Consider the following 16,111-nt stretch of genomic DNA (forward strand, 5'->3'; position numbering starts at 1 on the left):
GTTTTCAGTCGTTGCCTTTGTTAACAATGCCCTGCTACCCCTATCAACAAAGCTATGTCTTTACTCAATTCAACAGGCTATGAATTTAACTAGATTAGCCTGAGATTTGTAGACTAAAGCAATCTTTCAGTACTAGCAAATAATTTCCTAAGAATTAAACATACAAAAATACTTAGTCATCTTTCTTAAGAATTATTTCTGAAAAAAATGAGGGTTCTTATCGATAAACCCTAGTACCAGTGAATAAAAGCTTTCGCGCTTATTAATATAGTCAAGCCTAATACATCAGTGTCAATGCCAAGAGACACAATAGATATTCGTGCATCTTCTTGGCTAATTTTAGCTTGCTGAGGAAAAATTACTATGTCTTCTATATCTGTTAAACTCGCTACAGTATTTGACCTTTTAGCTGATTTTGCTAACTCGAAAGATTTCTGGCACAACTTTAATACCATTTTTGGCAGCCAATACAACTTCGCCCTTGGCGAAAATTTAAGAAGCAGATGGCAAAACCGCGACTTTAGCCAACTACCGCCCATCCAAATCTTAGACAGTGGCATGGACGGAATCGCTGGAGCCTATGCCAGTTCTACTAATACCATCTATCTATCTCAATCTTTTTTAGACACGGCCTCCTCGTCTGAAATTGTAGCTGTGCTTCTAGAAGAAATTGGCCACAGCATTGACGCTCAAATTAACACCAAAGACAGCAAAGGGGATGAAGGCGAATTATTTTCTGACCTAGTGCGCGGTGTCTCCCTAACTTCAGAGCAAATTCAAGCTATTCAAACTCAAAATGACTCTGCCACAATTACTGTACAAGGTCAGCCTGTATCCGTAGAGACTGCTGTTTCGCTTGGTGTTGGCATCCGTAACTTTGTGGCGCAAACAGGCAGTGCTAATCCTCTGGGTACGGTTGATGTGGGCGACTTTAGTAAACCCATCTTCGCCGATATCAATGGTGATGGTCGCTTGGATGTAATTGTCGGCAAGAGTAACGGAACCATCGCTTCATTCCAAAACTATCCCAGTGGTACTGGGTTTGCCTATGCCGAACAAGGAGCTACTAGCAGAAATATAACTACATTTGTCCCAGTCCAAAACACAGGCTTAACCTTTCCTCTAGTTGTCACTGTAAATGCTAATCCCTTTAATGGTATCGATGTGGGAGATTTGAGCAGTCCCGCCCTAGTCGATATTGACGGAGATGGCGACCTAGACCTGATTGTAGGTTCGGCAGATGGCACACTCAAATACTACAAAAATACAGGCTCTGCCACCAGCCCGATCTATACAGCCCAAACCGGAACAGGCAACCCCTTTAACAATATTGATGTCGGTCTTTTAAGCAGTCCTGTCTTTGCCGACCTCGACGGTGATGGCGATCGCGACTTAGTTGTGGGCGACTGGGAAGGCAACCTCAAATATTATCGCAATACAGGTAGTGCCACCAACCCGATCTATGCAGCCCAAACAGGGACAGCCAACCCCTTCAATAGTGCGGCTGTGGGTGCAACGGCTGTTCCCACGTTATTTGATGTAGATGGCGATGGCGACTTCGATTTACTTGTAGGAGAAAGAAATGGCAGTTTTACTTACTACAGAAATACAGGGAGTCCCACAAATCCCGTCTTTACGCGCCAAAGCGATAGTCTTTTCTATGGAATTAATGGCGGAACTTATATCAGTCCAGCTTTAGTAGACTTGAATGGAGATGGTGTTGTAGATGCGATCGCCGGAAGCAGTGATGGCACTCTCAAGTATTTTGTCAACGCTCCCGTTGTTCCAACTGCCGACCAAACCGTTAGCTTCAATGGAACGGAACTCAATATTGCTTTAAATAAAACCCCTCAAGCAACAACACCCACTACTGTTAGCCCTTCCCCGGAAATAGTTCTAGACTCTACAGGTAATCTGAGTGTTCCTAACACGAATACTAACCCTAACTTTGTCATTAATATTATACCAATCGATTTGAATGACGTGAAGTTAGTGGTTACTCAAGGCACCATTAACACTACAGGCATCATTAACAATGACAATTCTATTGTTAATAAAGACAATTCCATTGTTAATGATGATAACTTTGGTATTCGGAATTTTTACCCAAACAGTTTTTCTTTTTCATTAGAGCTTATCTATAAACAGGGTAACTCTAATCAAGGTTACACCGACGAGTATCGAGACTTTAAAGCTCTGGCGGCACAGGCAAAAAATATAACTTCGTCTAATGATTTGACCACAGTCCGCTCTACCTTTTTCGGTTTATTATTGCAGGCTATTAACAAACCTGAAGCAGAACAAACTGATACTGAAAAAGGTGCGTTATCTTTCCTGGCAAAACTAATTCGGTTCAATCGCATTCAAGAAAAGAACCTAGCTCTAAATCGATATAACTATTGGGAGCAAAACCCTGATTATCAAACTCCCCAAGGTTTTGGCTTTGCGAACTATTACAACCCCCCGCGTTCAAATGCAGGCTCTATTTTCAGTCTGCCCAACCCCCCTGATATTCGTCGGGATGCCAAAGCAGATTATTACCGAGATTTGTTGATTACTCCTGCGGGTCAAGTTGCTTCAGAAACAACAACTAAAGGTCTTGCCCGCTACCAACAAAATTTATTTGATGCTTCCACAGCCTTTCAATCTTTACAAGCATCGGGAGCAAGTGCTGGGCAAGTGGCTGCAACAATCGTAGGAGCTGGGCTGGCAACGGGTTTAACTACAGTCGCAGCAGCATCTGGTGTAACGACCGCGATAGTGGCAACAACAGTGGTTGCTGAAGCAAGTGTTCTCACAGTAATACCATTTGTATCTAAACTTGTAACCGCAACAACACAAATATTGACACTTGCCGCTATTGAGGCTAGTTCTGGGACTGCTGTTGCAAGTGTTGGGACAAATACTCTAGCAATAGCAGGGAGTACGATCGGTCAAGCTTTTAGTACAATTGCCTTGTATGGTGGGTCTGTTTTGGCTGTTGTTGGCGCAGCAGCAGTAGGGGCAGGCTATGGCGTGCTACTCTTTGGCTCCAAAGAGTTTGGTGTGGAAGGAGTAGCTAATGTCAAGAATAATTTAACCAATGAATTGAATGCAGCCAGAAATTCTTCTCCCCCAAACCTAAAAACTCTCCTCCAAAGCCAAGAGGGAGGGAATGAAATATATACCGCCCTCCTCCAAGCAACGCTGCAAAAGTCAGGAACTTATCTTAATAGTGGGAACAATACCTATGAAGGAACCACTGGCAATGACCAAGTTTATGGCTTAGGTGGAAACGATATCCTCAACGGGAGTGACGGAGACGATTTCCTCGATGGCGGTCAGGGTAATAACACCCTCTCTGGCGGAGCAGGCAACGATGTTTTAGATGCAGGAGATGGCAACGATCTTCTTGACGGCGGTAATGGCAACGATGTGATTCAAGGCTGGAAAGGCAATGATACCCTTGGAGGAGGGAATGGAGATGATATCCTTGATGGCGAGGAGGGCGATGACAGTCTCACGGGCGGTTTAGGAAACGATGTTCTCAAAGGGGGAGCCGGAAATGATACGGCTACCTATAGCGGTAATTACACAGATTATAGAATCCATAAGTTATTAAGCGGACTGATTGAGATTAAGGATACCGTTACGAGTAACGGTGATGATGGCACAGATACTATCCAAGGAATTGAAAGGCTACAGTTTGCAAACGGTATCTTTCAGGTGAAAAACCTGGGCTTCCCTACCTTTGCCTTGCTGACTGATAACTTTACAGCCACGGGCAATCCTAATACCAGCAATCTCAATTACAACCTTGCAACGCGGCAAACTGGCCCCCAAGAAACGAAAAACTGGGTTGGCAGAGTTAACGCCCAGGTTGGAAACACTGGTACTGCTGCTATTGATTCAGGTAACTATCTACTGGTAGCTGATGGTGGGAATGCTGCTCTAGACTATAACTTAAATCTTACAGCGTCTCGCGGCGGGCTAAAAATCAGCTTTGATATGGCCCCGAATGCCACAGGTGCAGACTCAGCTGTTTGGGGCAGTTTTAGCTTGGGGTTATCTGCAACTAACAAAACTGCCTACATTACAGACAATGTACCCCACTTTGGCATTCTCTTGCGTGGGAATGGCGGGATTCAAGCCTTTGATGGCAACGTCGATATCACCAGTGCCAATCTTGTAGCAAATACTACTAATAAATGGGGTAGCAGTGGCAATGATGCAACTCTGCAAGCGTTTAATGTCGTACTCACAGACCCTACTGACAATAATCCTTTTGATGGTGTTGGTCAAACCAATGTCGATGTTTATGCCAATGGCTCTCTTGTCTACAGCTATGTGAAGGGCAATGGAGGCTATCGGGACAACTATATCAATTTTGGAAGTAACAGTCGGACAGGGATCGACAACCTGGCAATAGAAAACCTCAATCTCAGTAATACGGCTGTCAATCTTTTATCTGACAGTTTTACAACGATCGCCAACCCCAATACTTCTAACTTGAATTATGAGATAGCTACGCGACAAACAGGCACATTGAAAACTACAAACTGGGTTGGCACCATTAATGCACAACTCGGTAACACAGCAGTGGGGATTGATTCAGGGAAGTTTCTTCTCGTCGCCGATCGCGGAACGGCTGCTCTCGATCGCAATTTCAATAGCACGATCTCCAAGGGGGGATTGAAAATCAATTTTAGTCTAGCCCCGAATCCCACAAATAATGCCGATCGAAGTGTCTGGGGAAGTTTCAGTCTCGGTCTATCGGCTACCAATAAGAATGCGATCGTCAATGCAAATGTGTCGCACTTTGGCATTCTCTTCCGTGGTAATGGGGGGATTCAAGCCTTTGATGGCAGCACCGATATCACCAGCGCCAATCTCGTCACTAACCCGAACAACCAATGGGGCGGCACAGGTAACGATCCAACTTTGTACCCCTTCTCGGTAGTACTCACTGACCGCACAGATAACAATCCTTTCAATGGCGTTGGTGAGACGAAAATCGATGTCTTTGCCTCTGGCTCGCTGATCTATAGTTATATCAAAGGAAATGGTGGTTATAGCGATAACTACCTAAATTTCGGGAGTCTCTGGCGATCGGCGGTAGATAATGTCAGCATTCAACAACTCAACCTCGGCACAGGTACCATTAACTTTGCTGAAAATAGCACTGGAACAGTTTTTGCTGCGGCGGCGAGAGATCCAGAGGGGTCTGCCATTACCTATAGCCTTGCTCCTGGTTTTGATAGTAACTTTTTTAACATTAATAGTACTACGGGAGTTGTTACCTTTAAAAATGCTCCTAACTATGAAGCACCTCAAGACCTCGATCGCGATAACGTTTACGACCTGATCGTTACCGCCAGCGATGGCATATTGCAAACGGATAAAACCTATAGCGTTAGCGTCACCAATGTTAACAATGAAGCACCGAAGGACATCTCTTTAAGTTCGGCGGCGATCGTAGAAAAATCTCCAGTTGGCACATTAGTGGGAACCTTAAGCAGCACCGACGAAGATTTGGGCGATACCTTCACCTATGCACTTGTCAGTGGTACAGGCTCAAGCGAGAATGCAGCTTTTACTATCAGTGGCAATCAACTTAAAATCAACACCTCCACTACCAACGCGATCGCAAAACCCAGCTACAGCATTCGCGTCCAAACTACCGATAAAAATGGCTTAAGCTATCAAAAAGCCCTCACCATTAACGTTACCGACTTAAATGAAACCCCCACCAATATTTTCCTGAATACGAGTGCCATTAATGAAAATATTCCTGCTGGTGGGATTATTGGCACTTTAAACACTACCGACCCCGATCTCAACAATACTTTTACTTACTCTCTTGTCAGTGGCACTGGTGCAACTGATAATTCCTTGTTTACAATTAATGGCAATCAACTGAGATTCAACGCCTCTCCCAACTTTGAAACTAAATCAAGTTACAGCATTCGGGTTAAAACCATCGACCAAGGTGGATTGTCTTTGGAAAAAGCTTTAACTCTGAACGTTGCTAACCGTAACGAAGCCCCTACCTTTGCGTTACTCACCGATAACTTCTTTGCCACGGGCAATCCCTCCATCAATGGCGTTAACTCCGATCTCAACTACAATCTTACCGGGCGCAGAGGCGGTTCTTTGTCCGCTGTTAAATGGGTTCGGTCTGGAAATGCTCAAGTTGGTAATTCCACCGCCGGGATAGATTCTGGTAACTATTTGCTGACTGCTTATGGCGGAACGGCTGCCTTAGATTACAACTTCAACGGAGCAAGTTCCCAAGGCGGGCTAAAAATTAGCTTCAATTTAGCGCCAAACTCGACAAACTTACTCGACCAAACCCGATGGGCTAGTTTGAATCTGGGGTTATCTGCTGCCGATAAAAACACGCTTATCTACAATAGCGCTCCCCATTTTGGGATTGTCTTCAGTGGAGATGGTCGCATTCAAGCTTTTGATGGTACACGAGATGTAACTGGTTCCTATAGCAAATGGGGCGGAACTGGCAATGGTGCAACACTTTATCCCTTTACCCTGATTGCTACTGACCCCACGGATGGAAATCCCTTTAATGGGGTGGGACAAACCAATCTTTATGTTTATGCCGATACAACCCTCATCTACAAATATGTCAAAGGTAGCGGGGGATACACCAATAACTATCTCAACTTCGGCAGTAATGGAATTTCGGCAGTTGACGATCTCAAAATTGAGAAATTGGGGTTAGTGACCTTTGCCGAAAAAGGTACAGGTACAGTTTATACCGCTACAGCTACAGACCCAGATGCCGGAACGACTCTCAGCTATAGCTTGTCAGGAACAGATAGCAATCTGTTTAATATCAACAGTGCTACAGGGGCTGTGACGTTTAAAACACCACCCAACTATAATACCCCTGCGGATAATGGCGGCAATAACATTTATGATTTGATTGTGACTGCCTTTGATGGCGACTTAAGTGCCTCTCAAACTGTCACGGTTCTCGTCACAGAAACCAACGAAGCACCAACTAATTTAGCCCTCAGCGCCCTCAGCGTTAACGAAAAAGTTCCTGCTAACACAGTTGTCGGTACATTCTCCACCACCGACCCAGATCTCGGCAATCCCTTTACCTATACCTTAGTTGCGGGAACGGGTGCAGAAGATAACAGCGCCTTTACCATTGTTGGCAATCAACTACAAATTAATACATCTCCGAATCTAGCAACCAAATCGAGTTACAATATTCGAGTCAGGACAACAGACCAAGGCGGCTTATTTGTTGAGAAAGCCTTGACTATTGGGGTGAATGAAATCAACGAAGCCCCGACAGATATTGCTCTAAGTACAACGCTAATCAATGAAACTATTGCGGCGAATACTGCGATCGCCACTTTCAGCAGTACCGATCCTGATTCCAACAATACGTTTACTTATAGCCTAGTTGAGGGTGCTGGCTCAACGGATAATGGGCTATTTAGCATTAATGGCAACCAGTTGCAAATCAACAATTCTCCCAGTCTTGATAATAAGTTAAATTACAGCATTAGGGTGCAAACAAAGGATGGAGGGGGACTAACCTTTGAAAAAATCCTCTCAATTAACGTTAATAAAACACCCACGGATTTTGCCGTTAGCACTACAAGCATTGACGAAAATGTTGCAGCGAATACAGTTATTGGAACGTTTACCACAAACGATCCAAATACAAATGACAGTTTTACCTATAGCTTAGTGAATGGCATAGGTGCAGATGACAATAGCGCCTTTACGATTACAGATAATCAACTCATCATCAGTAACACATCAAATTTAGCAACACAACCCAGTTACAGCGTGCGAGTTAGGACAACCGATCCCAATGCATTGTTCTTTGAGAAAGTCCTCAACCTAAATGTTGGCAGCGTTCCGATATCAAGTGGCGGTGCGGCCATCTTTAACTTTTTAGAAAACGGGACGGGGGCGGCTTATGTGATTCCTAATGGTGAAACTTTTACCAGCTTGGTAGGGCCTGATGCAGACTTGTTTAATGTTGACACCAGTACAGGGATAGTTGCGTTTAAAAACATACCTGATTTTGAAGTCCCTGCCGATAGCGATGCTAACAATAGTTATAACATCACTGTGATTACCAGTAATGGGACTGCGACCAAATCTCAGGACTTGCAAATCACAATTGTAGATGTTGCAGAGGATATCTTAGTTCCAAGTCCGATTACCAATGCTGCACCGACTCTAGAAAATGCGATCGCTGACCAAACAGCTACAGCAAATAAAACCTTTAGCTTCATCATTCCCGAAAGTACTTTTTCTGATGCTGACCCTGGCGATATTCTTACCTATAGTGCTACCCTCGAAAATGCCAATCCTTTACCAAGCTGGTTGCAATTTAATACCAATACTCGTACTTTTAGCGGTCAGCCCACAACTGGCGATACTGGTGTTTTGAATATTAAAATTACAGCCACCGATACCCAAGGCGCTATTGCTAAAGACATTTTTGCCCTGACAGTGACAACCTTTAACGTCATCAACGGCAATAATACCGATAATTCCCTTTCTGGAACTTCCAAATCAGACATTATCAATGGCTTTGGTGGCAATGATTACATAGAAGGTCTAAATGGGAATGACAGTATCGATGGTGGTGCTGGTAACGATACTCTCAGTGGCAATAATGGTGATGATAATCTAGTTGGTGGTGCTGGTAACGATATTGTCAGTGGCAATAATGGGAACGATATTCTAGTTGGTGGTGCTGGTAACGATATTCTCACTGGTGGAAATGGAAAAGATATCTTTAGTTTCTCTTCACCAATTAGTGATGGACTTGACACCATTGAAGACTTTAATTCTGCTAACGATCTGATTCGTGTTGACACGGCGAGTTTTGGTGGCGGACTTGTAGCAGGTATTCTACAAGAGACTCAGTTTGTCTTAGGTACAGCAGCCAAGGACGAAAGCGATCGCTTTATTTATAATAAATCCATCGGCGCTCTATTCTTTGATGTTGACGGTACAGGCTCTAGCAGTCAAGTTCAAATTGCTAATCTTTCAACAAAACCTGTGATTAGCTTTGGAAACATTGTTGTGATTTGAGTGAAAGTCAGTAGACCGAAAAGTTCTGCGATCGCCAAAAAATAGTAGCCTGTGATCCCGTTTTTAAATAAAAGTGCAAAAGCTGATTGCTTGGGATAAATGATAATTTAAACTTATCTATTAACTCCTAAAATCAACTGAAATTAACCAGATGGCAAGTACACTTCACAGGCTACCCCATAGTTGCGGTCTACTGCTTGACGTAAAAATTCATGCATTTGTTTGAGTGTAAATAGATGAGGAAAAACTTGTCCTTTGCTTCTTTTTAAGCGGCTGAGATCATGCCAGACAAGATAAATCCAGATGTTAATAATTAAAAAAGATAAAGCTACAAATAGAAACCGAATGGTAGGGTTTTTAATAGTAGTTTTAATCCGGCACTGGTTTTTCATCCGGTAGCTGCTTTCAATTCCAAAACGGAGACGATAGTCGTCATGTATTGAATGTGAGGAAGGAAAATCTTATCGATTAGATTGGTGATTGTAAAAATTAGTATAAATAGTTACAATAAATACACTAACTATGAAAGCCAAAACTGACGGCACTAGCGGTATCCAGGCTCCCTGGATCAATAGACATAAGGATACACCATATAAAACGCAAATAGCTGTGACTCCTGCCAATCCTAATCTCAACCATAGCCGAAATTGCCAAACAATTATGCCACCAATCACTGACCAACCCCATACCCAAATGAATTCACCCCATTTCGGTAACATCCACACTAGTGGACGACGATCTAAAACAGCACTGAGAATCTGACTCACCATGTGTGCTTGAAGCATTACCCCTGATATTTGCTCATACGGCCATTGACTGGCGCTATAGGGTGTAGACCAATAATCACGAAAACTTTCAGCACTGGTACCAATGAGGACGATCCGATTTTTCACTAAATCAGAGGTGAGTTTATTGTTTAGAATATCTGCAAGAGTTATTTGTGTAGCAACTTGATGGGAAGAGCGATAATTAAGTAGTACTTGGTGACCTAGATTATCGATTCTGTGATAACCACCACTGCTTTCCTCCAAATTTTTAAAGATAACATTACCAAACTGCCAGTTTTTCTCTGCGGTAAGTTTAGACTGAATACCTTGAGCAAGTAAGTAACGGTTTGCTAATTGAAAGCTAAAAGATTTATCAGTGTTACAGGGGGATGCAGGAGTCATCGCCAATATTTGACGGCGGATAATGCCATCGGGATCGGGTATAACGTCACTAAAACCTAAGTTTTGCTCTGGAACTTCTGGTGGTGGTGAAACGCCACTGTTTTTGTTTTCTTCACTAACTTTACAGATGGCAATGAAGCGATCGCTGTTTTGCATGAATCTAGATAATTTCTGATACTCTGACCCTACGTGATTCTCCCGGTAAATATCTAAGCCAATGACTCGCGGTTGAAACTGCTCTAATTTTTCTACAGCTTCAGCTAGTGCGCGGTCTGATAGTGAGGCTCCCCCTCTTTCTTTAGCTGGTTGCGATCGCACGTCAGCTTCGGTGATATTAACTACTAAAATGCGTCGATCTTGTCCTTCATCGGGGCGCGATCGCATCATTGCATCAAAAGCCATCAGTTCCCATGATTGCAATATGCCAAGTGAGCGTATCCCCATTATGGAGACAGTTGCAACTATACTGACCTTGAAAATTGTCTCAATAATATTACGTCGGTCGTGCAAGCTAGTAGATTTAGGGCCGATTTTGTTCAACACCAACGACATAGCTGTTGGATTTTGACAAATCACTGGTAACCAACTAGCACAGGGAAAACTGGTTTCTAGACCCTGCAACTTTTCTGTGGCTTCCCGCATTGCCAAATGGCAAGATTCTCCATTAGCAAAAGCTTCTAGAAAGTGCTTTAAAAATTCTTGAGCAACTCGATCTAGTACTGCTTCCCGCATGACAATCATTTGGGGAATATGCAGAGATGCCAATTCTCGTACTAATCCTAATCCATCACAGCAGTTAAAAATCGCCAGTTGTAACCCTCTAGCGATCGCTGTTTTTAAACCATTTTTTAACTGAGAAATTGTTAAACTCTCAGTTTGATTAATACAAATTTCACCTATTTCATAATCGGTTTGACTCGAACCATGTCCCGCAAAAAAAAGAATATCCCAGCCCTGCTTGTCCCACAGCCATCGATCTAATTCTGTGCGCTGTGGCTCAATTAAAAAAACAGTCTCTGTTCCTGGTAGTTTTTCAAGTATTGCTCGGTCTTCTTGAATATCAATTCCTTCGCTATTACCAAGAATAGCTAATATTCTAACTTTGTCTCTAACAAATTTCCCTAATAGTTTAACTTCATCTACTTCAGGATTGCTTAAACCAAATACTGCCTTTTGGTAATCCTCAAAAAAATCCCATAAATGCCAAGGTAGCCGTCGAACTTGGTTATCTTCCGTTTCCAGAATTACCCGAATTTCTTCTTGGGGATCTAACTTCGTGCGTAATTTCTGGTCAATATTACGAAATAGTTCTGATTTTAACCAAACATTAATTTTATCTTGTAAATTGTTACATAAATTACTAAATTCCACAGAGGAAATATTAGTTATATCTTCTGTATCAATTTCAATACCTGCATCACTTAGTATATTTCTCTGCCAACGTTGACTAGGAGAAAGAGTTTCATGCAGCAACAAATAAAGCAACTGCCAACGTTTGTAGAGTTCTATAAGTTCTGGTGCCGCAGGCAAGCTACCCGTAAATTGTATGGGTATAGGATTGCTATAGTTGTACAGCTGAGCTGTAACAGTAGCAAATCCCTGTTTTAAGTTACCCTTACCTAAGTTCAACACGACTAATTTAGTCATGGCTATCAGTCGTCAGCTACTTCCAGTACAAAATCTTCTTTTATACTGACATCATTAAGGGCAACTTGTATACTGAAGCGAATTCCAGGGGAAGATTTAAACTTTTTGAGCTGAATATAATGATCGTGACACCTAGAAGTGACTTCCTGAAGAATTGTCCCTGTGTGTGAAAGTAAAACTAATCTGAGATTGGGTATTAAATAGGTTTCTCCATTGGCTGGATGTAACTGTACGCGCAGACCGATTTTGCTATCAACCTCTGTTCTTACAGCAATTAACAAAACAACTGTACTACCTCCAAGTTGTATCCCTAAATCAATTAGCTTTGCTCGTTTGATATATCCTTCATTTAACCCAAAATCGTTTCTGAATTGAACAGCTAAAGCCTTTGGTTGTGCGGTCAATAAAGTATCTAAATTTTGCCAGCCTATACTAAAAATATTTTTAAACCATAAACTCAGGTTGCTACTTAAAGAGTCGTTGGCTTCAACTTGATTATTTTTTTGTTTTTCTATCCGTCGCTGATAAAGATGCTGCCGAAATTCATCCACCGCCAGCAATGCTGCCCATTTTTCAAAAGGGATGTTGAGTCTAGGAGAAGAAAAATTCCACTTACTCAAATGTTCCAATAATTGTTCTGCTTCTACTTTTGACAATGTAGGTAAAGATTTAATCTCTGTTGTACTGGGAGGACAAAGTTCTTGTGCTACCCACATGATATTTAAGTCTGCAATCAAATCATCTGTATCTAAACAATAAGTTCGATCCATTGGATCGTAAGTAGCTTGCTTTCGGATTTGCTGAGAGTTAGCATAACCCCAGATCCGCAGCCAACATTCATCTAAATTTAATTGCACCGCTATATAGTAATCAGCCGACCAACTAGGGATATCAACCCATTCTTGGGGAATCCGAAACTCTCCAAGGTAGCTTTTATCGCTTGGAATTAACACTAATCGAGTCTCACCGACTGTTAACGCAAACCCATTTACTACTTCCCAGATACTTGGTAGTTCAGCTTTTTGAAACCATAATTTTGGTATTGTTTGTAAATCTGGGTCTTCTTGCAAGAAACTTAAAAAAGTATTTAAAGATAAACGATTTAGATAGGCATTCCAGCGAGCAGCCGTGTTAGAGTAAGGGTCTTGTATAGTTTGCTTCCATGCAATTTCTTGCTCTCGGATTGATAGCTCCAAACATAAATGTTCGGGATAAATTAGAGTTAAATCATTTAAGTTAATTGTCATCATATTAATTCCTATTTATATTAGAAAATTTATCTGTCAGCCATTCATCTACAAAATCAGCTAGCTTATTATTGACTACTGTCAAAGAATCTGTAGATAAACCCGTATATATTGCTATTCGAGATACGAACGCTTCTTTTAATGTACGCTGTAAATTACTGACTCTACCCTCAAATTGTAATTCTTGGCTAATTTTTTTTAAAAAAGATGCACATAATTTTTGACAGTGTGATTGTAAGCATTCATTCAATGAAGTTTTTATAATTTCGATATCTTTGTCTTCTTTTAAACAAATTTCAGGATAAATTTTCTGAGATTCATTAATAAATTCTTTTAAAAGTATTTTATTATATCTTGCTAACTGTCGAGCTACTTGATATTGTTTTTGTAGCTCAGGATATTTATTTTTCAAAACTGTTGCCATCTCTGTTTGAGTTAAGTTTAATCCCAGCCATAGTATTAACATTATTTGACCTGTCTTTGGTAAAGCTGAAAATAAACTTGAAACAAGTGAGCTTACTTGCTGCCACTCTTCTTCTTGGACAAGATTTTCTAAGGCAGTATGCTGACCATCAGTTAAGTTATTGTAGTCTTCTAAAGGCAGAAAATTTTTTGTTCGATAATCACGCGCTGCTTGAATACAAATTTCTAATATTTCTTGAATTCTCTCCTTTGAAACTGGTGTGTCTAGAAATCCTAATTGATTGCAGCGTTCATTATATAATAATGTAATATCCTGAAAACATTCTGTACTAGGCGTTTCTAAACTACGACTTCCTTGCCTTTGATTAGGTTGATAAATTTGATTTAAACATTGCCAAACTAGACAGTATGAGTTAATCCGGTTCTGATTTATTCCTTTGCTAGTTAGAGCTTCCTGTATTTCTTTTTTAGTTAAATCTTTTAAAAGACCGTAGTTGGAAAATTTCTCTCTTTTACCTTCTAAGTCTTTTTGATAAATGGTATTACTAATAAAACGGACAACCGCTGTTTTAGCATAACCCTCTATATTGTTTTGAGGATGGTCAAAATTAAAACTTTTGAGAAGTTTAGCTGGAGGATAAATAGCTGAATTAGCTATTTGAAAGTATTCTTCTAGCGGATATTTATGCTGGATGAATTTAAATCTTTGATAGCTTTTTCTAGCAGCCCAAAGACAAGCTTCCTGTAAGTATGCACACAAATGTCTCTCTGCTCTTAAAGAAGACTTTGACAGTTTTACTGGTGATGATACAGAAACATACAGCTTTTCTTTTGTCTCTGTTTCTGAACAAACTCTAAGTAACTCTTCCTGTGATATGTCTTTAATATTTTTTAGAAAATAACGCGCCCAATCTTCCTCTTTAGCATCTGTTTTTGATTGTGCTAGGTAACTTATATGACGTTCTAATTCTACATCTGCTTGCCACACAAAATTGAAAGTTTTCCTATCATTTCTCAAGCTGAGAAAAGTTGAAAATTGTTCTATGAGACTTTCACGTTTTTTCATAATTTGTATTGGATTTTACATAAATTACTGAGAAAATTTTTAGTTATATGTAAAAATAATCTTTAAGGTCTATTGTTTTTTCATCTTGAAAGTGATATTAAAAGTTAAAATCAATCTGATATTTGGAGGCAACCTGTTGTAATTGACTATTTGAGCAGAAGTTTAACTGTATTATCCCTCTATACTTAAAGTGGGTGTTACCTGGCTCAAATTATGCAATTTTCATTTAGGATTACATATTTTATTCACAATTATTGGTAGTCTTGCCAAGATAAGCCATTTAATTTAGCGACGCAAATATTGACAGGTATAGACCGGGAAAAGGGAAAGCTTTGAATTACCCTTTTTCTTTTTCTCGCCTGTTAAAAAGATTTTGGCAGACTAGTAGTTCGTCACTGCATAATTGGATTCTTGTTCTACCCATTAATAATATAGAAAATTAGTAAACAAGCTTAATCTTAGAGAAAAAACTGTGCTGTGTCTATTCGAGAAAAATTTCGTATCTTATACAGTACATCAGTATCAGCAGTTTAAAATCCTCAACAAGCATTAATATTAAGTATTTATAACTGAGTATGAAAATGAAAAATCTACAAAAAATATTTTCATGTTCTCAAAGTAAATTTATTATTATTTTACTTTTGGCACTGTTTAGCTGTACTAGCTTTCCGTTTACATTGAGAGCAAAGTCTCAACAGCCAACTAGTAGTACGCCAAGGGAACTTGGCGGGGTAAAGGGTAAAGGGGAAGGGGGAAAGGGTTTAAATCCCTTACCCTTTTCCCTTTCCCCTTTCCCCAGCCCTCACTTAGCATTTTTGGGTTGGCAGACTACTAGTGGTAATCAACCACCACAAGATGGGTCGAGTAGAGGTAGACCTTCTCAACGAGGAGGAGCGGGAAGTCGGGGTAACTGTCCATCTGTGCAAGTACCGCTTATAGCCTTAATACCTGAAAAAAAAGTCGGCTTAGTTGTTGAAGGGAATCCCACCTTTTGGGTGTTTGTACCCTATCAACCTAATGATGTACCTAGCGGAGAATTTGTCTTACAAGATGAAGCAAATAACGATGTTTATAGGGCTTCTTTTACTTTGCCCAATATACCAGGTATTGTTAGTCTTAGTTTACCATCAACCGTATCACTAGAAGTTAATAAAGCTTACCAATGGTACTTTAAAGTTTATTGTAATCAACAACAATTCGATCCAGTTTTTGTCCGGGGATGGGTGCAACGTATAGCCTTAACATCTAACTTGGAAAGGCAGTTAAAAGCTACTAATACAGTAGGCGATCGCATTCAATTATATACCCAAAATGATATTTGGTATTCAGCCCTCGCAGAATTAGCAAAACTCCGTATTACTGAACCCCAAAATGCGGCTTTAAATAATGAATGGATTAGCCTCTTGAGAGATATTGAGCTAGAAAATTTAGCCCAAAAACCTCTTGTTGGAGAAGTCAAAATTAAACAGTAAAAGAAGTTAGGAGACAAA

6 protein-coding genes are annotated in these 16,111 nt (G+C 40.7%); 2 read left to right on the top strand and 4 right to left on the bottom strand.

From position 1 onward, the window contains the following. Positions 1-363 precede the first annotated feature (363 nt). Positions 364-9,069 (top strand): putative Ig domain-containing protein, encoded by an 8,706-nt coding sequence (locus tag RMZ41_RS18955; protein ID WP_322643358.1) that lies wholly within the window; start codon positions 364-366, stop codon positions 9,067-9,069. Positions 9,070-9,212: 143 nt separating this feature from the next. Here RMZ41_RS18955 and RMZ41_RS18960 read toward each other — a convergent pair whose 3' ends face one another. From RMZ41_RS18960 to RMZ41_RS18975, 4 genes are all read right to left on the bottom strand, one after another. Further along, positions 9,213-9,461: a hypothetical protein gene (locus tag RMZ41_RS18960; RefSeq protein ID WP_322643357.1), complete on the bottom strand. Its 249-nt coding sequence runs from the start codon at positions 9,459-9,461 to the stop codon at positions 9,213-9,215. A gap of 69 nt (positions 9,462-9,530) precedes the next feature. Then, on the bottom strand, positions 9,531-11,885 hold the full coding sequence (locus RMZ41_RS18965) for a CHASE2 domain-containing protein (protein ID WP_322643356.1): 2,355 nt from the start codon (positions 11,883-11,885) through the stop codon (positions 9,531-9,533). A gap of 5 nt (positions 11,886-11,890) precedes the next feature. After that, complete coding sequence (locus tag RMZ41_RS18970; RefSeq protein ID WP_322643355.1) at positions 11,891-13,135, bottom strand: DUF1822 family protein; 1,245 nt, start codon at positions 13,133-13,135, stop codon at positions 11,891-11,893. A 1-nt stretch (position 13,136) separates the two neighbouring features. Next, positions 13,137-14,621, bottom strand: a complete 1,485-nt coding sequence (locus RMZ41_RS18975) for a sigma-70 family RNA polymerase sigma factor (protein ID WP_322643354.1) — start codon at positions 14,619-14,621, stop codon at positions 13,137-13,139. Positions 14,622-15,202: 581 nt separating this feature from the next. Here RMZ41_RS18975 and RMZ41_RS18980 point away from each other — a divergent pair. Continuing rightward, positions 15,203-16,093 carry a DUF928 domain-containing protein gene (locus RMZ41_RS18980; protein WP_322643353.1) on the top strand — a complete coding sequence of 297 codons (891 nt, stop codon included), beginning with the start codon at positions 15,203-15,205 and terminating at the stop codon, positions 16,091-16,093. Positions 16,094-16,111: the final 18 nt, after the last annotated feature.

It is taken from the genome of Nostoc sp. DedVER02 (assembly GCF_034530675.2).
GTDB lineage: Bacteria > Cyanobacteriota > Cyanobacteriia > Cyanobacteriales > Nostocaceae > Nostoc.

Excerpts from the sequence above, each read along its gene's own strand:
- RMZ41_RS18960 (WP_322643357.1), bottom strand. The coding sequence starts at position 9,461 with ATGAAAAACCAGTGCCGGATTAAAACTACTATTAAAAACCCTACCATT.
- RMZ41_RS18955 (WP_322643358.1), top strand. The coding sequence starts at position 364 with ATGTCTTCTATATCTGTTAAACTCGCTACAGTATTTGACCTTTTAGCT.
- RMZ41_RS18965 (WP_322643356.1), bottom strand. The coding sequence starts at position 11,885 with ATGACTAAATTAGTCGTGTTGAACTTAGGTAAGGGTAACTTAAAACAG.
- RMZ41_RS18970 (WP_322643355.1), bottom strand. The coding sequence starts at position 13,135 with ATGATGACAATTAACTTAAATGATTTAACTCTAATTTATCCCGAACAT.
- RMZ41_RS18975 (WP_322643354.1), bottom strand. The coding sequence starts at position 14,621 with ATGAAAAAACGTGAAAGTCTCATAGAACAATTTTCAACTTTTCTCAGC.
- RMZ41_RS18980 (WP_322643353.1), top strand. The coding sequence starts at position 15,203 with ATGAAAAATCTACAAAAAATATTTTCATGTTCTCAAAGTAAATTTATT.